This is a genomic window from Pseudomonas sp. RL_5y_Pfl2_69, assembly GCF_963970465.1.
Lineage (GTDB): Bacteria > Pseudomonadota > Gammaproteobacteria > Pseudomonadales > Pseudomonadaceae > Aquipseudomonas.
The window spans coordinates 58,297-79,601 of record NZ_CAXAOU010000008.1; the positions used below are offsets into that span (position 1 = coordinate 58,297).

At 59.6% G+C, this 21,305-nt stretch carries 16 protein-coding genes; 10 read left to right on the top strand and 6 right to left on the bottom strand.

Going from position 1 to position 21,305, the window contains the following annotated elements; translation table 11 throughout:
- The first annotated feature begins 29 nt into the window (after nt 1–29).
- Together AACY07_RS15000 and AACY07_RS15005 are read left to right on the top strand one after the other, a co-directional pair.
- Nucleotides 30–1,100, top strand: coding sequence for an ornithine cyclodeaminase (locus AACY07_RS15000; RefSeq protein ID WP_339475664.1), 1,071 nt, complete (start codon nt 30–32; stop codon nt 1,098–1,100).
- 170 nt (nt 1,101–1,270) lie between these two features.
- Entirely contained in the window at nt 1,271–2,686 is a 1,416-nt protein-coding gene (locus AACY07_RS15005; RefSeq protein WP_133078628.1) for an amino acid permease, read from the top strand.
- Nucleotides 2,687–2,740: 54 nt separating this feature from the next.
- Here the strand turns inward: AACY07_RS15005 and AACY07_RS15010 are convergent, their stop codons facing one another.
- On the bottom strand, nt 2,741–3,634 hold the full coding sequence (locus AACY07_RS15010; protein WP_339475920.1) for a LysR family transcriptional regulator: 894 nt from the start codon (nt 3,632–3,634) through the stop codon (nt 2,741–2,743).
- Nucleotides 3,635–3,827: 193 nt separating this feature from the next.
- Here AACY07_RS15010 and AACY07_RS15015 point away from each other — a divergent pair, with 193 nt between their 5' ends.
- The 7 genes from AACY07_RS15015 (at nt 3,828) to AACY07_RS15045 (ending at nt 10,507) form a co-directional block, all read left to right on the top strand.
- Complete coding sequence (locus tag AACY07_RS15015) at nt 3,828–4,304, top strand: (R)-mandelonitrile lyase (protein ID WP_445261383.1); 477 nt, start codon at nt 3,828–3,830, stop codon at nt 4,302–4,304.
- A gap of 94 nt (nt 4,305–4,398) precedes the next feature.
- A complete protein-coding gene (locus AACY07_RS15020) occupies nt 4,399–5,238 on the top strand; it encodes an SDR family oxidoreductase (RefSeq protein WP_339475669.1) in 840 nt (279 codons plus the stop codon).
- Nucleotides 5,239–5,386: 148 nt separating this feature from the next.
- On the top strand, nt 5,387–5,722 hold the full coding sequence (locus AACY07_RS15025; protein ID WP_326426970.1) for a hypothetical protein: 336 nt from the start codon (nt 5,387–5,389) through the stop codon (nt 5,720–5,722).
- 587 nt (nt 5,723–6,309) lie between these two features.
- Entirely contained in the window at nt 6,310–7,809 is a 1,500-nt protein-coding gene (gene glcD / locus AACY07_RS15030) for a glycolate oxidase subunit GlcD (RefSeq protein ID WP_339475672.1), read from the top strand.
- Entirely contained in the window at nt 7,809–8,870 is a 1,062-nt protein-coding gene (gene glcE / locus AACY07_RS15035; RefSeq protein ID WP_339475675.1) for a glycolate oxidase subunit GlcE, read from the top strand. Before glcD ends, glcE begins: the two co-directional genes overlap by 1 nt.
- A gap of 3 nt (nt 8,871–8,873) precedes the next feature.
- The gene (glcF, locus tag AACY07_RS15040; RefSeq protein ID WP_339475677.1) at nt 8,874–10,127 is read left to right on the top strand and encodes a glycolate oxidase subunit GlcF; all 1,254 of its coding nucleotides are present in this window, start codon (nt 8,874–8,876) and stop codon (nt 10,125–10,127) included.
- Nucleotides 10,106–10,507, top strand: coding sequence for a heme-binding protein (locus AACY07_RS15045; protein ID WP_339475679.1), 402 nt, complete (start codon nt 10,106–10,108; stop codon nt 10,505–10,507). The genes glcF and AACY07_RS15045 overlap by 22 nt, the downstream gene beginning before the upstream one ends.
- A 736-nt stretch (nt 10,508–11,243) precedes the next feature.
- Here AACY07_RS15045 and AACY07_RS15050 read toward each other — a convergent pair.
- From AACY07_RS15050 to AACY07_RS15070, 5 genes are all read right to left on the bottom strand, one after another.
- Nucleotides 11,244–12,671 carry a sigma 54-interacting transcriptional regulator gene (locus AACY07_RS15050; protein WP_133079456.1) on the bottom strand — a complete coding sequence of 476 codons (1,428 nt, stop codon included), beginning with the start codon at nt 12,669–12,671 and terminating at the stop codon, nt 11,244–11,246.
- Entirely contained in the window at nt 12,640–14,118 is a 1,479-nt protein-coding gene (locus tag AACY07_RS15055; protein WP_133079455.1) for an ATP-binding protein, read from the bottom strand. Before AACY07_RS15055 ends, AACY07_RS15050 begins: the two co-directional genes overlap by 32 nt.
- A 100-nt stretch (nt 14,119–14,218) precedes the next feature.
- Entirely contained in the window at nt 14,219–15,235 is a 1,017-nt protein-coding gene (locus AACY07_RS15060; protein ID WP_339475682.1) for an SCO family protein, read from the bottom strand.
- Entirely contained in the window at nt 15,232–18,039 is a 2,808-nt protein-coding gene (locus tag AACY07_RS15065; RefSeq protein ID WP_339475684.1) for a multicopper oxidase domain-containing protein, read from the bottom strand. Before AACY07_RS15065 ends, AACY07_RS15060 begins: the two co-directional genes overlap by 4 nt.
- Before the next feature lie 183 nt (nt 18,040–18,222).
- On the bottom strand, nt 18,223–19,674 hold the full coding sequence (locus AACY07_RS15070) for an ATP-binding protein (RefSeq protein ID WP_133079452.1): 1,452 nt from the start codon (nt 19,672–19,674) through the stop codon (nt 18,223–18,225).
- Between the two features lie 281 nt (nt 19,675–19,955).
- On the opposite strand from AACY07_RS15070, the gene AACY07_RS15075 reads away from it, so the two are divergent.
- Nucleotides 19,956–21,302 carry a hypothetical protein gene (locus AACY07_RS15075; protein WP_133079451.1) on the top strand — a complete coding sequence of 449 codons (1,347 nt, stop codon included), beginning with the start codon at nt 19,956–19,958 and terminating at the stop codon, nt 21,300–21,302.
- The last annotated feature ends 3 nt before the right edge of the window (nt 21,303–21,305 follow it).

The window sequence follows — 21,305 nt, forward strand, 5'->3', positions numbered from 1 at the left end:
CACGCCTCGCAACTTCGAGATCCATACCAATGACTTTATTTATAAACGTTGATCACGCCGCTACGCTGTTTGCAAATATTGGCGTCGGCAATGCCATCCAGCAAATGGCTCTTTATATCAAGGCCGATTACTGCCGCTGGGCTGACTTTGATAAATCCCCGCGCACCGCCAATCACTCTGAGTCCGGTGTCATTGAGTTGATGCCGACGGATGATGGCAAGCAGTACTCGTTCAAATACGTCAACGGCCATCCTGCCAATGCCATCAGAAACCTGCCGACCGTCATGGCCTTTGGCGTATTGGCCGATGTCGGGAGCGGATACCCCACTTTCCTCAGCGAACTCACCCTGACCACGGCGGTGCGCACGGCGGCAACGTCGGCTCTGGTGGCACAGTCCCTGGCCCGCAAGAACTCGACCCGCATGGCCATTATCGGAAACGGTGCCCAGAGCGAATTCCAGGCCATTGCCTTTCATGAAATGCTGGGGATCAACGAGGTGCAGATATTTGATATCGATCGTGCTGCTTCGTTGAAGCTCAAGCAGAACCTGGAGGCGTATACCGGCATCACTGTCACCGTGGCCTCTTCGGTGCATGAAGCGGTCAAAGGTGTCGACATCATCACCACCGTGACGGCGGACAAGGCCTACGCGACCATTCTGACCCCCGACATGATCGAGCCGGGCATGCATATCAACGCGGTGGGCGGTGACTGCCCGGGGAAAACCGAACTGCACGCAGATATCCTGCGTAACGCCCGGGTCGTCGTCGAGTTTGAACCCCAGACACGCATCGAAGGTGACATTCAGCAACTGGCCCCTGATTTTCCGGTCATCGAATACTTCCGCATTGTTCGGGACAACGAACCAGGACGCGAAAGCGACACCCAAGTCACGGTGTTCGACTCTGTAGGCTTTGCCCTTGAAGATTTCTCTTCGCTTCGTTATTTGCATGACCAGGCCCGCAAGTATGCCCTCGGTGAAGAAATCCACCTGGTGCCCTCCCCGAAAAACATCAAGAACCTGTATCAGTTGATTGATGAGGCCACTACTGTTTCGGCCACCTTGCCCATTGAGACGCGACACTTTTCAGCGAGCTGAAATACTCAGCCGTTTGCTTGTCAGGCAGGTGCCGTGTCTCGATACCTCACTTGGCAGCCACCGCCCTGACCGCCTTATTAACTCGCAAGACATGACCACGCTACTTATAAAAATAAACGCGCACTCTTTTTCTGCCAAAACTCAAAAACATAAAATCAAGAGGTTTTGTGATGAAAACTGACACCCATGATTTAACAGAGCGGCCCGCTTTACAGCGCACGCTCAGCAATCGTCACATTCAACTCATGGCCATGGGCGGCGCTATTGGCACCGGCCTGTTCATGGGGTCCGGAAAGATCATCGCCCTGTCCGGAACATCGATCATTCTGATCTACATGATCATCGGACTCTTTGTTTACTTCGTCATGCGCGCCATGGGAGAACTGCTGTTATCCAACCTCAACTTCAAGAGCTTTGCTGATTTCGCCGGTGCCTATCTTGGCCCTCGGGCAGCCTTCTTTCTGGGGTGGTCATACTGGTTGAGCTGGAGTGTTGCCGTTGTTGGGGATGCCGTGGTGGTCGGGGGGTTCTTTCAGTACTGGTTCCCCGATGTTCCGGCCTGGATACCCGCCATTGGCATGATGTTCACCCTGTTTGCGCTGAATGTGCTCACCGTCAGGCTGTTTGGTGAAGTCGAGTTCTGGTTCGCGATCATCAAGATCATTGCGGTCGTTACGCTTATCGGCGTGAGTGTCGTGCTCATCGCCAGCTCCTTCGTCTCTCCGACGGGAGTAACGGCTTCACTGTCACACCTGCTGGACAAGCAGGCTGCATTTCCCAACGGGCTATTCGGCTTTTTTGCTGGCTTTCAGATGGCGATCTTTTCATTCGCGGGCACCGAGCTGATCGGTACGGCGGCCGCTGAAACCAAGTCGCCTGAAAAAACCTTGCCCAAAGCCATCAACTCCATCCCCCTCAGAATCATCTTGTTTTATGTTCTGGCACTGGCCTGCATCATCGCTGTGACTTCATGGCAGCAGGTTTCCCCCAACAAAAGCCCTTTTGTTGAACTGTTCCTGATCGCAGGGTTTCCGGCGGCTGCGGGCATCGTGAACTTTGTCGTTCTGACCTCTGCAGCATCGTCCGCCAACAGTGGGGTTTTCTCGTCCAGCCGGATGCTGTTCGGCCTGGCCGACCTGGGTAATGCGCCTCGCATCTTCAAGCGGCTCTCGAAAAACAGTGTTCCTCTCACCAGCCTGGCCTTCACAACATTCCTGATGCTGGTGGGCGTACTGCTGCTGTTTATCATCCCTGAAGTCATGACCGCCTTTACAATCGTGTCGACAGTGTCGGCCATCCTGGTGATCTTTACCTGGTCGACCATCCTGGCGTCCTATATTGCTTATCGCAAAACACGGCCCGACCTGCATGCACAATCCCGCTACAAGATGCCAGGAGGCCTGCCCGTGGCATGGTTGTCCCTGGCATTCCTGGCATTTGTGCTGTGCCTGCTTGCCCTGCGACCTGACACCCGCCTCGCCCTGTGCGTGATGCCTGCATGGTTCATCTGGCTGGCGATCGCCTATCAACTGACGCAGTTCAGGAACAAGCCGTTGACCCGCCAAACCGCCAGACAACCCGGTTAAAGCTACTGATGATTTATGGCCATGGATTGGCCATAAATCGAGCATAGAAGAGGATCAGGCCTTGTAGCGCAATGCTTCCACCAGTAAGGCAAACGCAGGTGAAGCCTGGCGTCGACTCGGGTAGTAGAGGTGAAACCCGGCAAATCGTGGCGACCAGTCTTCCAGCACATGGATCAGGCGCCCTGCGTTGAGGTGGGGCACGACCAGATCGTGGGGAATGTAACTCAGCCCAAAACCATCCAGCGCCGCTTGCAGCAGTTGATAAACACCGTTGTAGGTCACTTGGCCCGTCACCCGCACATTGAGGCTTTCACCCTCCTTGGCAAACTCCCAGGCATACAGTCCACCATTGGTGGGCAACCGCAGGTTGTTGCACAAGTGATCTGTCAGCGCCCTAGGGGTATTGGGTAATGTTCGATGGGCAAAGTAGTCAGGTGAACCCACGACCGACATGCGCATGTCCGGCCCGATCCGCGTGGCAATCATGCCCTGTGCCACATCCTCGCCCAACCTGACACCGGCATCAAAGCCTTGGGCGGCAATGTCGACAAAGCTGTAATCGCAGCAGACTTCCACCGAAATGTCCGGATACCTGGGGAGAAAGTCCTTGAGCACCGGCCGAATGATCTGATCCAGCACATGGTCCATGGCATTGATCCGGATTGTGCCCGCAGGGGTGTCGCGCAAATCACTCAGGCCGGCCAGTTCGATTTCGATTTCCTCGAAATGAGGCCCTACCCGCCTCATCAACCGCTCGCCCGCCTCGGTGGGCGAAACGCTGCGCGTGGTACGGGTCAACAGGCGCAGCCCCAGCCGAGCTTCCAAGCCACGAATTGTGTGACTGAGCGCAGATTGCGAGACCCCGAGTCTGGCAGCTGCCTTGGTAAAACTTCGCTCCCTCGCAACAGCGAGGAAGGCAAGCAGATCGCTGGCGTTTTCCCTGAGCATTAATGAGGCACTCACATAAGTATTTTCGAATTCTAGCGACTAATCATAATAATTCGCAGCTGATAGATTGAATATCTTGCTCCAGATCAGCAGCGCTCACGCCTGCCAAGGCACACAGCGCATTGGGGCTTTCAATTTTTCAGGCTGCTGGCCATCAGCCTTTACCGGCGGCCATTGCCCTGAGCGAATCGTCATGAAAAACCTCGCAGCCACAGCCTTATCGCTGTCATTGCTCGCCCTTGATGTACCCGCAGAGGAGAAGTCAATGCTCATCATCCATCCCAACGGCTCTCAGCCATCGGCCAAGGGGCCAGGTGATTACTTCACCGGTACCGTTCGCGTCGATGCGCCTTTCAAGGGAACCCAGGACGCCCGTGTCAGCGGTGCTACGGTGACCTTCGAGCCCGGAGCCCGCACTGCCTGGCACACCCACCCGCTGGGCCAGACCTTGATCGTGACCGCCGGATCCGGCCTGGTACAGGAACTGGGGCAACCCGCCCGTTCAATCAAACCGGGAGACACCGTGTGGATCCCACCTAATGTCAAACACTGGCATGGAGCGACCGCCACCACGGCGATGACTCATATCGCCATTGCCGAAGTACAGGACGAAAAGGTGGTGGACTGGATGGAGCAGGTCAGCGACCAACAGTACGCCCAAGGCCTTTAATTCCCGTACGTTCTAACGCTCTCGCCAGTTGCGGCTACGATAACTGCGGCAAGAAACACTCAGTCGCTGCCATCAACATTCACTCGAGGTATTCATGAAGAACACCCGTAGCGTCACCGTCGTCATAGGCGCAGGCTCCATTGGCCAAGCTATTGCCCGCCGTATCAGCGCAGGCAAACACGTGCTGCTGGCCGACCTGCGGCTGGAGAACGCCGAGGCGGCGGCCACGGTGTTGCTCGACGCAGGCTTCGAGGTCACCACGGCTGTCGTCGATGTGTCCTCACGTGAGTCGGTCCAGGCCCTGGTTAAATTGGCAACCACCATTGGCGAGGTCTGCGCACTGATCCACGCTGCCGGTGTTTCTCCGTCCCAGGCGCCGGTATCGACCATCCTGCGTGTGGATCTGTATGGCACGGCACTGGTGCTGGAAGTGTTCGGCAACGTGATCGCCGAAGGTGGATCAGCAGTGGTCATCGCCTCGCAATCAGGCCATCGCCTGCCCGCCCTCACGCCAGAGCAAAACAAGGCACTGGCCACCACCCCTGTCGAAGAGTTACTGGCACTGCCGATGCTTCAGGCAGAACAGGTGAGCGATCCATTGCACGCTTATCAGATTTCCAAACGCGGTAATTCGTTGCGCGTCATGGCCGAGGCGGTGCGTTGGGGCAAGCGCGGGGCACGGGTCAATACCATCAGCCCGGGCATCATCTTTACCCCATTGGCCAGAGATGAACTCAGCGGTCCACGCGGCGAAGGCTACCAGCGCATGATCAACCTCTGCGCCGCCGGCCGTGGCGGCACACCCGATGAAGTTGGTTCGGTCGCAGCACTGTTGATGGGGCCTGAAGGGACATTCATCACCGGCAGTGACTTCCTGATGGATGGCGGTGTCACCGCAGCCTACTGGTACGGCGACCTGGCGCCTCAGGAGTAGATGCCCCGGATACAGGGCAGAACGAAGGCCCACGTTCACCGCTGGTCATAAAAGACGAACCCGGCCTGACCGTGAAGGTCAGACACGTTATGGCAAGCAGCGCGCCAAGCGCTGCCAAGAGTCAGCCATCCACAGTGGAGGTGTTGTCATGAGTGCCCTGACGATTGAAGGCTGGTGCAAAAACAGTCCCGGCGAAAGTCCCATCCCGGTCGGCGAGATCCATTTCTACGTCGACGGTCCCCTCCATCGACGCATGGAACAAGCCGAGGAACGCCTGCAGAAAACCCAGGAGCCTGAAGTCATGGTCGACGTCGACATGAGCACACTGGATCTGACCCTGCCCCAAGGCTATGGCCCGTTGTCGGACTGCCAGATGCGCGTCTATTTGCACCTCGACCGTGGTCAGTTCCATTTGGTCGGTCATCAATCGAGCGACGGTAGCCTGATCTACACCAATGCGGTCCTGATTGACCAACTGCTCTAGGCGTCACTGCCTGCTCCAGAGATGCTCCGGCCCACTTGCCGCCAACAGGCGGTCAGGTGGCCAGATCACCTCGCCTCGCACTGCCCTTCACACCACCCGACGGCCCCTCCTGACCTACTGCCATAAATGAGCTGGGGAACTACTGGGCCAGAGCCGGTCCAAACAGGCTCAAGTCATTGATTATGCAGATCTCAGGGGTCAGGTGATGAACAAGCAGGATGAAGGATGAGCACCAGGACAACCCACGGCTGGATGTGGGCATACAGCAAGATTCGCGGTCTGCAATGTTCCCGATTGTCATCGGCCTACAGGGCCTCCCTCTACGTGATGCGCGGTGATACGGGAACGTTTCACAGCGATCTGAGCTGGCAAAAAAATCGCATCCGGCGCTGACCGGACAGCCACTACCCTCACCCCGCAGACCTGCACGTTGCCCTGCGACGGGCTTGCTTGCGCCATCGCAACCTTTACAAAATCGTTTCCACCCGCCAAACAATACATGGACAGGAGCGCGCCCGAGTCCAATGATGGACCGCTGCATCCGGATACAGACCTCTAATAAAAACAATCGAGTGTCGTGAGCCGCCATGAACATCCTTTACGATGAACGCGTCGATGGCATCCTGCCCGACGTCGATTTAGCCCTGCTGCTGCACACCTTGCAAGCACGTTTGCCGGACCTTGAAGTCCTGCATCAGCGTGAAGAACTCAAGCCCTACGAGTGCGACGGACTGTCCGCCTACCGCACCACGCCCCTGCTGGTGGTGCTGCCTCGTCACCTCGACGAGGTGCAGGGCGTGTTGCAGATCTGCCATGAATTACGTGTCCCGGTCGTCGCACGCGGGGCCGGTACCGGTTTGTCCGGGGGCGCACTGCCGCTGGAAAAAGGCGTGCTGCTGGTGATGGCCCGTTTCAACAAGATCCTGCACATCGACGCTGCGGCCCGCACTGCACGGGTGCAGCCGGGTGTACGCAACCTGGCGATTTCCCAGGCGGCAGCACCGTTTGGCCTGTATTACGCCCCCGATCCCTCCTCACAAATCGCCTGTTCAATCGGCGGCAACGTCGCGGAAAATGCCGGTGGCGTGCATTGTCTCAAGTACGGTTTGACCGTACACAACCTGCTCAAGGTCGACATTCTTACCGTAGAAGGTGACCCCCTGACCCTGGGTTCGGACGCGCTCGACTCCCCAGGCTTCGACCTGCTGGCGCTGTTTACCGGCTCCGAAGGCATGCTCGGCGTCATCACCGAGGTCACGGTCAAACTGCTGCCCAAGCCCCAGACCGCCAAAGTATTGCTGGCAGCATTCGATTCAGTGGAGAAAGCGGGTCGGGCCGTGGGCGACATCATTGGCGCAGGTATCATCCCCGGCGGCCTGGAGATGATGGACAACCTGGCCATCCGCGCCGCCGAAGACTTCATCCAGGCAGGCTACCCCGTCGACGCCGAAGCCATTTTGCTGTGCGAACTCGATGGCGTTGAAGCCGATGTACATGACGACTGCAACCGCGTGCGCCATGTGCTGGAGCAGGCCGGCGCCACCGAAGTGCGCCAGGCAAAAGACGAAGCTGAACGGGTGCGTTTCTGGGCCGGGCGCAAAAACGCCTTCCCGGCCGTGGGTCGCCTCTCACCCGATTACTACTGCATGGACGGCACCATCCCGCGCCGTGAGCTGCCGGGCGTGCTGCAAGCCATTGCCGCGTTGTCGGCCGAGTACGACCTGCGGGTAGCCAACGTGTTTCACGCCGGTGACGGCAATATGCACCCGTTGATTTTGTTCGATGCCAATCAGCCAGGGGAACTCGATCGCGCCGAAGCCCTGGGCGGCAAGATCCTTGAATTGTGCGTGAAGGTCGGCGGCAGCATTACCGGTGAGCACGGTGTGGGTCGCGAAAAAATCAATCAGATGTGCGCGCAGTTCAACAGTGATGAGCTGACCCTGTTCCACGCGGTCAAGGCGGCCTTCGATCCCGGTGGCCTGCTCAACCCCGGGAAAAATATTCCGACCCTGCATCGCTGCGCCGAGTTTGGCGCCATGCATGTTCATATGGGGCAGTTGCCCTTCCCTGAACTGGAGCGTTTCTGATGCACAGTGAACACGACAGGGATGACAGTCACCGCCTGCTGGAACAGGTCGTGCAGGCTCTCCAATACGCGACCCCGCTTCGTATTCAGGGCTCCAACAGCAAGATGTTCCTGGGTCGCCCGGTAGCGGGCGAAGTGCTCGACACAAGATCCCACCTGGGCATCGTCAGCTATGACCCGACCGAGCTGGTGATCACGGCCCGCTGTGGCACCCCACTGTCGGAGTTGGCCCACGTTCTGGATCAATCCCGACAAATGCTGCCCTGCGAGCCCCCCGCCTTCGGTGACGCCACGGTAGGCGGCATGATTGCCAGCGGGTTATCGGGCCCCCGCAGGCCCTGGTCGGGTTCGGTCAGGGACTACGTACTCGGTACACGGGTCATCACCGGGCACGGTAAACACTTGCGCTTTGGTGGCGAAGTGATGAAAAACGTCGCCGGCTACGACCTGTCGCGCTTGATGGCGGGCAGCTACGGCACCCTGGGGGTTGTGACCGAAGTGTCGCTCAAGGTGCTGCCCAAACCGCGACAATGCCTGAGTATCAGCCTGGAACTGGATGCTGCTGGCGCCCTGCTGCGCCTGGCGCAGTGGGGCCAGCAACCGCTGCCGATCAGTGCGGCATGCCATGACGGCCAGCGCCTGCACGTGAGGCTTGAAGGGGGGGAAGGCTCGGTGGCGGCGGCCCATGAACGGCTGGGGGGCGAATGGCTGGACGCTTCGTACTGGACCGATCTCAACGAACACCAACTGAGTTTCTTCGATGAAACCCAGCCCCTCTGGCGACTGTCCTTGCCCAACAACACCCCGGATCTGGTCCTGCCCGGCAGTCAACTGATCGATTGGGGCGGCGCACAACGCTGGCTCAAGTCCGATGCCGATCCAACGCTCATTCGCCATGCAGTGACAGCAGTCGGCGGGCATGCGACCTGCTACCGGCACGGCCTTGTCGAGAGCCCGTTCCAGCCCCTGCCCGATGTACTGATGCGCTACCACCGCACGCTGAAACAACAACTCGATCCACGGGGCATCTTCAACCCCGGTCGCCTGTACGCGGAGTGTTGAGCCATGCAGACCACCCTGAGCGAAAAAGCCCGCCAGCTGCCCCGTGCCCTGGAGGCCGAAAGCATCCTGCGCAGTTGTGTGCACTGTGGTTTCTGTAACGCCACCTGCCCGACCTACCAGTTGCTCGGCGATGAGCTGGACGGGCCGAGGGGACGTATTTACCTGATCAAGCAAGTGCTCGAAGGCCACCAGGCGACCGAAAAGACCCAGCAGCATCTGGACCGCTGCCTGTCGTGCCGCAATTGTGAAACCACCTGCCCTTCCGGCGTCGATTACCACAACCTGCTGGATATCGGCCGGGCCGTGGTTGACGCTCAAGTGCCACGGCCGCTTGGCCAGCGCTTGTTGCGTGAAGGCCTGCGCAGTGTTGTCCCGAGTACGGGCCTGTTCAGAAAGCTGGTCAGCAGCGGTCAGGTCTTGCGCCCCTGGCTGCCTGCCCCCCTGCAAGCAAAGGTGCCCCGCCATGTGCCCCCAGCAAAACCCCGACCGACTACTCTCCATGCCCGACAGGTGCTGATGCTCGAAGGCTGCGTGCAGCCCAGCCTGTCACCCAACACCAACGCTGCTGCCGCCAGGGTTCTGGACAGGCTGGGGATCAGCGTCATGCCCGTCCGGGAGGCCGGTTGCTGCGGAGCCGTGGACTATCATCTGGACGCCCAGTCGGCGGGGCTGGATCGCGCCCGCCGCAACATCGATGCATGGTGGCCCGGTATTGAAGACGGTGCCGAGGCCATAGTGCAAACCGCCAGCGGTTGTGGCGCTTTTATCAAGGACTATGGCCACCTGCTCAGCCGCGATCCGGCTTATGCCCGCAAGGCGGCCAGGGTCAGCGGGCTGGCCAGGGACCTGGTTGAAGTACTGCGCGGCGAGCCGCTGGAACAGCTCGGCATCCACAGCGATCAACGTCTGGCGTTCCACTGCCCTTGCACCTTGCAGCACGCGCAGAAGCTGACCGGCGCGGTTGAAACCCTTCTGACCGGCCTTGGATTCAACCTGACGGTGGTTCCCGACAGCCACCTGTGCTGCGGCTCGGCGGGCACTTATTCGCTGACCCAGCCTGAACTGTCCCGGCAACTGCGCGACAACAAACTCAATGCCCTGGAAAGCGGACACCCCGACATTATTGTGACGGCCAATATCGGTTGTCAGTCCCATCTCGACAGTGCAGGCAGAACCCCGGTCCGTCACTGGATCGAACTGCTCGAAGCCGCACTGCCCCAACCAGGAGAGCCTCCATGCAAACCAAAGCCGTACTGAGCCAAAAAGAAGTCAGCAAAATCCTTGCCGCGGCCCGCAGCGAAGCTCAGAACAACAAATGGGCCGTCACCATCGCCATTGTCGACGACGGCGGTCATCCGCTGGCCCTTGAGCGCCTCGACGGCTGTGCGCCCATAAGCGCCTACATTGCCACCGAAAAAGCCCGAACCTCGGCGCTGGGTCGGCGCGAGTCAAAGGGGTATGAGGAAATGGTCAACGGCGGACGCCACGCCTTCCTGTCTGCACCTCTGCTGACCTCCCTGGAAGGTGGCGTGCCGATCATCGTCGATGGGCACGTGATAGGTGCCGTTGGCGTGTCCGGGGTCAAGGCCGAACATGATGCGCAAGTGGCCAGGGCCGGCGCGCAATGCCTGAAATGATCCGGCCTCGATTCAGCGATCACCTAAACAAACAGCGCCTCAGTGGGAGCGGGCTTGCTCGCGATGAAATCACCTCGATGTGCCGGCAAACCGCGTCGCCCGCATCGCAGGCAAGCCAGCTCCTACAGGTCTTGTGTTGAACACACATGCTGGAGTGTCTGTGGGAGCGGGCTTGCTCGCGATGGCATCACCGCGATGTGCCTGGAAGACCGCGCCGTCTGCATCGCAGGCAAGCCAGCTCCTACAGGTCCTGTGTTGCACATAAATACTGCCGTGTCTGTGGGAGCGGGCTTGCTCGCGATGGCATCACCGCGATGTGCCTGGCAGACCGCGTCGTCTGCATCGCAGGCAAGCCAGCTCCTACAGGTCTTGTGTTGAACACACATGCTGGAGTGTCTGTGGGAGCGGGCTTGCTCGCGATGGCATCAGCGCGATGTGCCTGGCAGACCGCGCCGTCTGCATCGCAGGCAAGCCAGCTCCTACAGGTCTTGTGTTGAACACACATGCTGGTGTGTCTGTGGGAGCGGGCTTGCTCGCGATGGCATCACCGCGATGTGCCTGGCAGACCGCGTCGCCCGCATCGCAGGCAAGCCAGCTCCTACAGGTCTTGTGTTGCACATAAATACTGCCGTGTCTGTGGGAGCGGGCTTGCTCGCGATGGCATCACCGCGATGTCCGTGGCAGACCGCATCGCAGGCAAGTCAGCTGCCACAGATAATATTGCCCGGCATTGCACTCACCACTGGCGTTTGTCCGGGCGTTCCAGGCCAAGCTTTTCTATCCGGTAGCGCAACATGTCCCGGCTCAGCCCCAGCAGACGGGCCGACTTGGTGACGTTCCAGTCGGTCTTGTCCAGCATCTTGCGCACCATGTCCCGCTCTACTTCGGGCAGGTTCATCGACTCCATCCCGTTGTACACCGGGCGTGGTTCCTGATGCTGCACCTCCTGTTGCATCGGCGGCTCATCCACCAGGCTCAGGCACACGTTCAGTTGATTCGCAGCAATGGTGTCGCTCTGGGCCAGCAACACCGTTTGCTCAAGCATGTTGCGCAGTTCACGCACATTGCCCGGCCAGCTGTAACTGAGCAGCAGTTCTTCGGCCTGGTGGCTGAAATGCAGCAGCGGCTTGCCATAGCGCTTGCCGTGGCTGGCAAGGAAGTGCCGCGCCAGCAACAGAATGTCCTGACCCCGGCTGTACAGTCGCGGCACCTTGATGGAAATGATGCGCAGCCGAAAGAACAGGTCACGACGGAATTTACCCTGCTGGACCATCTGTTCCAGGTTGCAATTGGTGGCGCTGATCACCCGCAGGTCGACCTTGCGCTCCTTGACCGAGCCCACACGGCGGATGGTCCGGTCTTCCAGCAACTTGAGCAGCTTGGCTTGCAGCAGCAGGTCCATTTCGCCTACTTCGTCGAGAAAAAGCGTACCGCCATCGGCCGCTTCTACCAGCCCCACTCGACGGTCCTTTGCATCGGTAAAGGCACCTTTCTCATGACCAAACAGCTCGGACTCCACCAGGTTGGACGGAATCGACGCACAGTTGAATTCAATAAACGGGCCTTTGCTGCGCGGCCCGTCGAAATGCAGCGCCCGCGCCACCAACTCTTTGCCTGTGCCCGTCTCACCTTCCACCAGTACCGGCGGCAGGTCGGTGTTGGCCATGCGGCGCTCGGCGTCGAGCAACTGGGAGATGGTGCCCTTGAGATACTGCATGGGCGCCGACTCGCCGATCAACGCCTGGACCCCTGATTTTTGCGCCTCACGGTCCTGGTAAAACGACAGGGTGCGTTCCATACGGTCCGTCGCCATGGCCTTGTCCAACAACAGCTTGAGCTCGGCCAGGGCCACCGGCTTGGTCACGTAATGGAAGGCGCCCTCCTTCATCGCGATGACCGCATCCTCGACGTTACCGTAACCGGTCATCATGATCACTTTCACATCCGGCGCGCTGTCGCGCAGCTTCTGGATCAGGTCATGACCGCTCATGCCCGGCAGCGAGTTGTCGGTCAACACCACGTCCGGGGTGAAGGCCGTCATTTTTTCCAGCGCCTCTTCAGCCGAATGGCAGATCGTCACCTCGAAGTTTTTACGCTCCAGATAAGTCTGAATATTCTCGGCTAAAAGTTCGTCATCCTCGACCAGCAGAATGCTGTGTTCCATATTCTTCTCCCGTTGCCACTTTAAAGTTGAGTCGCACGCGGGTTCCTTCCTGCTCTCGGCTGGTCAGTTCGACCGAACCTTCGAAGCGCTCCATGATTCTTTTAACCAACGCCAGGCCGACACCCAGGCCGCCTTGCTTGGTGGTAAAAAACGGTTTGAAAACCATCTGTTGCTGCTGCGGGCTCATGCCTTTACCCGTATCGCTCAAGGTCATGCTCAATTGACCCGGCTGCGAGGATTCGATGTCGATCGTCAGCACGCCGCCCTTGGGCATGGCCTCCAGGGCATTGGCAAACAGGCTGTTGAGGATTTGCGTGAGCAGCACTTGTTGACTGACTACCGGCTCGAACGCCGGGGCGTTGAACCGCACTTCGACATTCGAACTGCGGATCAGGGGTTCGAAAGCGCTCAAGGTGTCTTCGAGCGCCAGCACCAGATCCACAGCCTCGGACTCTTCCGTGGCCGGGCGCAAAGACACCAGCAGCTCACGGACCCAGCGCGACATGCGGTCGACCTGATTGATGATATCCCCGATGTTTTTCTGTGCGCTCTGGCTGGCAAGGCCCTGGGACAGTTCGGCGCTTGAGCGGATGTTTGCCAGCGGGTTGCGCAGGCTGTGGGCCACGGCCGAAGACATGGCTCCCAAGGCGACAAACGTTTCGTTGGCGATCAGTTGCTTTTGCTGGCTTTCGAGCAAGCGGGCGGCGCGGCGCACAATCCAGAACAACGCCAGGTAGATCACCAGCCCGCCCAGAATCGTCGCCAGCCAGATGCTTTTGAAACCGCGCTGGATGCGCGCGACCAGATCCGTAGGTTCCTTGTAGATCTCAACCATGGCGATAACGTGACTTTTGTCGGCGTTGAACATCGGGATGTAGTTTTCGACGAACAGGTAATCGGGCTCGTGCAGCAGCCGTTGTTCAGGACGCTCGTCGTCAATCTGGTGATAGCTGGTGGATACCGCTTCCTTCATTTCGAAGGATTGATCCAGCTCATCGTCATTTTCGATACGCACGCCCACCAGTTCAGGGTTGGTCGACCAGACTACCGTGCGATCAAGGGCATAAACCGTGGCCAAAAGCAGATCCGGCAGATGCTCCACATGGTCAAGAAACTCGGTGCGCGCAGTGGCCCGCGTCTCGGGCGGAACATCCGGATAGGCGTTGTCCTGACGCGGGTCGAGCATTTCGCCCATGGTGCGGCCCGGCGTGATCGAGGCATGGCGGATTTCTGCCGCACCTATGGCCTGGATAAATTGCGCGGTCAGGATCGAGTCCCGCTCAATACTCTCTTCGACCAAAAAACGCGTGGAGATATGGCCCAGCCCCAGGGCGACGGCGGCAATGATCAGAAAGCTGCCCAGCGAAAACCAGCGCAGCAGGTTGAACCGCCCACGTTTTAGCAGTTGCGCGTTGGGGTCAGCTTCTATCTTTTCGGGTAACGGCATGGGTGTTCCCCGGTTGCTGATCTGAGCCTTTGCATTCGAGTTCAGAGTCAGTGTAGGCGCCCATTTTCAAGACGGGCGATACAATGATGCTATTTTGCCTCTACGGCGCTTGTGCAGCCAGAGACTGCTGTCGATCCGTCTCTTCCTGCAGGAAGCCAATAATGGCCTGCGCCGCGTTTTCATCCAGCCGCAGGTTGGGCATCGGGATCTTGCCGTAACGCTCGAACAGTTCCAGCGCCACGGGGTCCTTCTGCGCCAGCATGCGGTCCGGCTCGCGAATCCAGCGACTCAGCCAGGCCGGGGCGCGCTGTCGTGTCACACCGATCAGGTCAGGCCCGATACTGCGCATGCCGATACCTTGCCCGTCCTGCATGCCCAGGCTGTGGCACGAGGCGCAACGTGTACGAAACAGCTCTTCACCGTTGCTTGGGGGACGAATTTCAGGGGCATCGACATAGCTTTCTTCGGAGCTGGGCTGTTTCCAGTTTTGCAGGGTATTGGCCAACTGATCGGCCAGAATCCACGGATTTTCAAAGGGCGAAGCCTTCATCCAGCGACCGGTTTGCTGATTGCCCACGATCAGGCTGAGGTTGTGATCCTTGGTCCGGCCATTGTCCACGCCGTCAATGAACAACCCCAGCTTGTGCCGCAGTTCGGTGACCGCGTCGAACTCGCCGGTAAGAAACTGCCAGCCTGGCCCTACCTTGAAGCGTTGCGCGTATGCCTTGAGCACCTGGGGGGTATCGCTCAAGGGATCGATACTGATGGAGTAGAAGAAAATATCCTGGCCGACCCGATCACCCAGCAATTTTTGCACCTGGCGCAGGCGCGCCGTTTCAAGCGGACAGGAGTCACTGCACGAGGTGAAGATAAAATTGATCACCACCACCTTGCCCTTGATCATGTCATCAAAAAAGCGCACCTGCCGACCGTCCTGGTCGGTCAGCAGGGTGTTGGGGAAGTAGTCTTCGCCCCAGGGCGTTACCTGTTCGCTGAGTGCTGCCGGCTCGACTTCGTGGCCCACACACACCTGGGTCCCCAGCAGGCAGGTGACCAGCAACACCAGGTGCATGCGCAGTGCGCGACAGAGGGCTGCGTCGGCTCCCCCAAGGTTCATTTGGTCACCTGCACTTGAGGGCCCACGCCATCGCCTTTGCGGAAGGTAGGCAATGCCGCCGAGTTCACGTAGCGCACCCCGTCCCAGCTCGGCAACGGCGTTGGCATCAACTGGAATTGCCCCGGTTTCTCGATGTCCCAGCGCAGCAGCATGGAGTTGTCCTCATGCTGGGTGTTGTGGCAATGCTCCATGTAGGTGCCGGCAAATTCGCGGAAGTTGATCGCCATCTCGACGCTGTCCAGGCCGTCCTTTTCCGAGCCGATACGGTACACGTCCTTGCGGGCCCATTTTTCCCATTCAGGTGGCGCCTTGCCGCCCCGGCTGAGAATGATCCCTTCCTCGAAGTGCACATGCACCGGATGGCTCCAGCCCTTGCCGCCAGCCTTGATGTTCCACACCTCAAGCGTGCCGAACCCGGCAGTGCCTGCATCGGTGGGGCCACTGGCCAACTGGGTGGCTGCATTGAGCCGCCGTGGGTCCATGTGGTAGCCGAAGCCGCCATCGGTCTTGACCGTCCAGGGAGCTTCGTCGGTGCCGTCAGAGCGGCCGAAGATGAACGTCCGGTGGCGGGCCTTGGCCAGCAGGGCCTTGTCTGCCGCATTGTCGCGGTGCAGCTTGAGCGGGATCATGACCAGGCCTTCAGCCTTGCCCGGCTTCGCCGGTTCATAGGCGGCGGGGTCCATGGCCAAATCCTGGCCGGTGTAAGCCTTGACGTTGAACTGCAACACCTTGCCCACCGCCGGATCCCCCTTGTCCCACTGCGGACCTTTGCTCGACTGCTTGATCACTGCCAGGTATTTTTCGGAGAGCACATCGCCCAGTGCTACGGGTTCTTTGGGGCCCTTGCCATCGTCATGCACCAGCAGATTGACCAGGAACAGCTTGTCCCCTGGCTTGATGCCGTTTTTTGAAAAATTGACGAGGATGTCAAAGCGTTCGGCAATGCCCTGGGTCGGCAGGATTGCGTTGTGATTTTGCTTGTCGCCGTCCGCATCCAGGTCCATTGAGCCGTCAAAAGGAACGCTGTGCTCCATGATGTTGCCGTCGTTGGCGATCATATGAAACGGCACGCGGGCATAAGAGACACCAGAGCCTTTTGGCCCCTGGAACTCGCCGCTGGTGCCTTTGATTTCACGCACCATGGCCAGTTTGAAATAGCGCGACACCGAACCATTGAGGATCCGGAAGCGGTAGCTGCGGGCACGCACGTCGAGCGTCGGCTTCCACTGCCAGTTCACCAGCATCTGGTCGCCGATGAAACCATCGGTGTTGAACGGGTTGAACCACAGCTGACCATTGGCGTCCCAGGCCTTGTCGGCGAGTACCAGGTTGACGTCGTAGTCACGGTTGCCCCACGCCAGCGCGCTGCCACTGGGCAAGCGCAGGTTGACGCCGTCGTTCACCGATTCGTTGCCACGGTCCAGGGCGCTGTAGTAGTTCATCATCGCCGCGTTGCCCTTGTAGACATTCTGCGCGGTGAAATCGAGCATGTGGTCGTGGAACCAATGGGTGCTCATGGTCTCACGCCAGTCGCCACGGATCTTGATCGTGCCATTTTCGCAGGTCTTGCGACTGGGCTTGATATCGTTGGTCCACAGGGTTTCACCGGGCGAACACGGGAACGCGGCCCGAGGATCATGGGCATCGGTGTTGATGCTGTCGTAGCCGGCCAGCTGGATCGGCCAGCGATAGTCGTAATATTGGCCAGGGAAGAAAAACGCGTTGGCATAGCCGTCGCTTTCCGCTGGCGCGTGACCGTTGTGTTCGTGGGTGCTGATGGTGTGCAGGCCAAAGCCCATGTTGGCCGACGGGTCGATCGGCAAGCCGTTGTAGTGCCGCATCAGCACCGGCTGACCGTAGCGCACCATCAACAACTTCGGTGGCAAGGTGCCGTCGAAGGTCCACACCGAGTTGTGGTTCTGCACCGGCATGCTCGGGTGAAAGCGTGCATCAACGCCTTTGGCTGTGCCATCGGTGGCCGGTACGCCCGCCACGTTGTGGTACAGGCCGCCGGGGCCGAACTCGCCCAGCGCATAGCCGTGCATCTGCCGACTGTCCCGCAGGCCGCCGTTGACACGCGCCCCGGTCTGCACGGTCTTGTAGGCCAGTTGCGGGTAAAACTCGTTCCAGCGCTGATGGGACCAGCCCTTTCCTGGCGGACGCCCTTCTGCAGACGAACCTATGCGCCGGTTGAGAAAGAACTCGATCTGCGCCTGCCACGGATTGCGATCCACGACATTGGAAAACTGGCTGGGAAACGGGGTCAGCCCCGGTTGGCGCAGGAAGGCGTCGAGGGCCGCACCGGGTGGCGCACTGCGTGCCACGCTGACGGGATCCTGTTGCGGCAGCGGGCCGATCGCTGCGGGCGGAAATCCCAGGGGCGCTGCCGGTGTGGTGGGGTCCAGTTTTTCCGGACCGAACTCTTCGAACAACACCAACTGCTGGGTAAACGGCTGGGCCCCGAACAACGGGCTGGGTTTGCCGTTGGTGGGGTAATTGAAGCTGGTCTGCTGCGCGGGCGGCAAGGCGTTCTCCTGACGCTCGGTTGCGCGGGTGCCTTTGACCCCATTGGGCAGGTCGAAGGAGTCCTGGTTGGCTTCCGGCATGGTCAGGATGGCGTTCAGCGCTGCCGGTTCATCCGCCGGTTCATCGTAAAAAGCGGACGGGTCCGAAGGTTCGGGCTGTCGCTCATCATCAATGGGGCTGGCACGCAGAGGCGTGATGCCAAGGATCATTGTCAGCAGAACGCTCAGCGGAGCAAGCACACCGAGCCACTTGGAAAGGAATCGCGCTTTTGTGTCCATCACCAGCCGCCTCGAAGTCATAAAGGGGGTAATGGGGACGGTGCAAGGAGTCGGCCAATTTTAAACAATTACTTACAAATAAAATAAAACGATACAAAACAACAGCTTACATGAAGATTGTGTAAAGAATCAGGGGGATTTCCCCGGGGGATACACCCGCTAATGGGGAAAGTTCACACCCGCTTACTGGGGGATTAACTTGAAAGTGAGGTGCACACACGTCCCCTCGCCCTTTGAACTTTGCAGGCTTGCCGAGCCGCCGTAACGCTCCATGGTCCGCTTGACCAGCACCAGCCCCACTCCAAGCCCGCCTTGCTTGGTGGTGAAAAACGGACGGAACGCCATACTGCGCTGTTCCTCGTTCATGCCTCTGCCGTTGTCACTCAACACCACGCTCACGCTGCAGGCATCGTTTGAAACCAGCAAAACAGTCAAGGTTCCACCCTTGTCCATCGCGTCCAGAGCGTTGGACAACACACTGTTGAGAATCTGGTTCAACTGCAGCTGCTGGCTAAGCACCAGCGGTGTGGAGTGCGGCTCGAATTCAACCCGGATCGAGGCCTTGGCAATCTGCTGTTCAAAAGCCACCAGGCTTTCATACAACGCCGCCACCAGATTCACCGGTTCGGGTTCACCGCTGAGCGGGCGCAAGGACTGCAGCAGTTCGCGAACCCACTTGGACATCCGGTCAACCTGAAGCACGATGTCGTTTATGTTCTTGTGGGCGGCGCCACCGTCGAACTCCAGCGCCAGCTCGGCGCTGGAACGTATGGTCGCCAACGGGTTGCGCAGACTGTGGGCAACCGCCGAGGACATTTCCCCCAGGGCGACAAACGTTTCGTTGGTCACCAGCTGTTTTTGCTGGGCCTCAAGCAGCATGGCGGCCCGGCGTACGATCCAGTACAGGCCCAGGTAAATCAGCCCTCCGCCCACGGCAGTGGCCAGCCAGATCAGCAGCAATCCCCGGACCATGCGGTCGATCAGGTCGCTGGGTTCCTTGTAGATCTCGACCATCGCCGTGACCTTGTCGCCATCGGCATCGAACAACGGAATGTAGTTTTCAATAAAGACGTATTTCGGCGGGACCAAGAACTTCTGCTCCATTCGGGCTTCATCGACATTGTGATACCTGGCCGACACGGGCGTCTTGGAGTTGAAGGCCAGGTCCAAGTCTTCGTCGGCGTGGATCGTGGTGCCGATCAACTCCGGGTTGGTGGACCAGATGACAGTGCGGTCAGGGGCATAGATGTTGGCAAGGATCACGTCCGGCAAGTGCTCGATATGATCCAGGAACTCACCTCGGGCGCTGGCGCGTGCCTTGGGGTCGACGTCGGGGAAGTCCTTGTCCTGGCGCGGATCGAGCAATTCCCCCATGGTCCTGACATTGGGGATGGATACATGGCGAACCTCGGCCGAGGCAATCGCCTGGATAAACTGGGAAGTCAGCAACGCATCGCGGTGGACGCTCTCGGCAATCACGAATTGGGTCGAGACGGCGCCCAGTGCTGCCGCGACTGTGCCGATCACTGCGAGGCTGATCAGCGAGTACCAGCGCAGCATGTTGAACGCGGGCTTGCGTGAACCCATGCGCTCTTTGGCCTGGACGACCCGAAGTGTTTTAGTCAGCACACTCATAGACGTTGCTTCCAACATTGTCCCCTCTAGGGTTATAGCCCACTTATGGGCGTTTGCCCGACTCTGGGTGTGACTCACCGCCATCCCCCGCTGCCCCCCAACTGACCCCAGGTGTGGGGACAGATGCCCGTCCTGAAAACCTGGCTGTTGAGCTGCTCAACGCCGCGAGACGCTTGTAGCCGGGGCTTTCAGGGGCATTGCGGGCTGTTGGTATGGAATTTGCCAAAACCCTCCTAACTGGCCCACCTCCGAGGGGCAGGTTTCCATTAGAGGGAATACACATGCACCCTTTACTGTCCAAAACGGCGGCCGTTCTGGTCGTCAGCGCCCTGGCCCAAAGCATTTCCCAGGCAGCGCTGTTTGCAGTCGACACCGGGCCTTACACACCTGCCAACGGCGGCTTTGCCGCCTGGTACCAGGACAGCCACGGCCGCACCCTCGACTTGTGCCTGTCCAAAGCGGTGAGTTCCCGGGTGCCCGGCACACCGGGTGCACCGACCTACATGTGCAACCTGCTGCCAACCCCCGGCGTGTTCGATGATGCGCAGCCCGTGGTGTTTCCCACCAACTTCCCTGACGAAGCGTTCTGGTTCACCGCTGACGGCACCATCGTCGATGCCGCCAGGGGGATCAACCTGGCCTACGGCTCGGCCATCGAAGCGGCCTTCGCCGCCGATGAGCCGATCGAGGGTGACCAGATCAGTTTTGCCCGCGTGCGGATTCGCGTCGATGTGCCCACTGCCGGTACGTACGTGATCACCCACCCTTACGGTATCGAGGTGTTCACCGTCGACACTCCGGGGCGCCGGGCAATCAATATGACCCGGGACATCGGCATCGGGGCCCCCAAAACCTACGATGGCGCCCTCAAGGGCGATATCGGGCCGTTCCTGCGCAGCGTCAACGGCCCCTACACCGAAACCAACCCGGTGAGCGGTGGCGCCGAACAGTTCGTCGGCGACCCGAACCTCACCGAAGCCGTGACCGGCAGTCCGTTCAACACCAACTACATCCGCATCGAAGGCCCCGGCGGGCTGGACTTGCGCAGCACGGTATTTGCCGTCTCGGGCAAATTGTCCACCGTGGTACGGCCAACACCGTTGATCACCCAACGCAGCACCTACTCACGCAAACAGGGTGCCAGCGCCCCCATCGCCCAGCAGGATGTGTTTGTTCTGGCGCCTCCGCCTCCGGCCACTGTTTCCCTTAGCAGCAGCACCCCGGAGCTGAAACTGACCGAGGCCGACACCACCGGGAGCTGGTACGTCCAGAACCCGGTCAATCCGACCTTGCCAACCACCTTGCAAGTCACGGCCGACAACCATCTGGCAATTGCCAGCAGTACGCCGACCACCCTGCCCATGGCACTGACCGACCTGGTGGTGATCCAGCGTGCCGAATACAGCTTGAGTTCCGGGCAACTGACCCTCGTGGCCACGACCAGCGATGAAACCTCGCCGCCGGCCCTTACCGCCACGTCCGGCACCGGTGCTGCCATCGGCGCCTTGAGTGGCAGCGCAGCGGTGAAAACGCTGACCACGGGCATCTCGCCGATCCCGCCAGCCAAAGTCCGCGTGACGTCATCCAATGGCGGCAGCGATATCGAAGAAGTGGTCATTGTGCAATGAACG

Coding starts and splice junctions, on each gene's coding strand:
- AACY07_RS15000 (WP_339475664.1), top strand. CDS start 30: ATGACTTTATTTATAAACGTTGATCACGCCGCTACGCTGTTTGCAAAT.
- AACY07_RS15005 (WP_133078628.1), top strand. CDS start 1,271: ATGAAAACTGACACCCATGATTTAACAGAGCGGCCCGCTTTACAGCGC.
- AACY07_RS15010 (WP_339475920.1), bottom strand. CDS start 3,634: ATGCTCAGGGAAAACGCCAGCGATCTGCTTGCCTTCCTCGCTGTTGCG.
- AACY07_RS15015 (WP_445261383.1), top strand. CDS start 3,828: ATGAAAAACCTCGCAGCCACAGCCTTATCGCTGTCATTGCTCGCCCTT.
- AACY07_RS15020 (WP_339475669.1), top strand. CDS start 4,399: ATGAAGAACACCCGTAGCGTCACCGTCGTCATAGGCGCAGGCTCCATT.
- AACY07_RS15025 (WP_326426970.1), top strand. CDS start 5,387: ATGAGTGCCCTGACGATTGAAGGCTGGTGCAAAAACAGTCCCGGCGAA.
- glcD (WP_339475672.1), top strand. CDS start 6,310: ATGAACATCCTTTACGATGAACGCGTCGATGGCATCCTGCCCGACGTC.
- glcE (WP_339475675.1), top strand. CDS start 7,809: ATGCACAGTGAACACGACAGGGATGACAGTCACCGCCTGCTGGAACAG.
- glcF (WP_339475677.1), top strand. CDS start 8,874: ATGCAGACCACCCTGAGCGAAAAAGCCCGCCAGCTGCCCCGTGCCCTG.
- AACY07_RS15045 (WP_339475679.1), top strand. CDS start 10,106: ATGCAAACCAAAGCCGTACTGAGCCAAAAAGAAGTCAGCAAAATCCTT.
- AACY07_RS15050 (WP_133079456.1), bottom strand. CDS start 12,671: ATGGAACACAGCATTCTGCTGGTCGAGGATGACGAACTTTTAGCCGAG.
- AACY07_RS15055 (WP_133079455.1), bottom strand. CDS start 14,118: ATGCCGTTACCCGAAAAGATAGAAGCTGACCCCAACGCGCAACTGCTA.
- AACY07_RS15060 (WP_339475682.1), bottom strand. CDS start 15,235: ATGAACCTTGGGGGAGCCGACGCAGCCCTCTGTCGCGCACTGCGCATG.
- AACY07_RS15065 (WP_339475684.1), bottom strand. CDS start 18,039: ATGGACACAAAAGCGCGATTCCTTTCCAAGTGGCTCGGTGTGCTTGCT.
- AACY07_RS15070 (WP_133079452.1), bottom strand. CDS start 19,674: ATGAGTGTGCTGACTAAAACACTTCGGGTCGTCCAGGCCAAAGAGCGC.
- AACY07_RS15075 (WP_133079451.1), top strand. CDS start 19,956: ATGCACCCTTTACTGTCCAAAACGGCGGCCGTTCTGGTCGTCAGCGCC.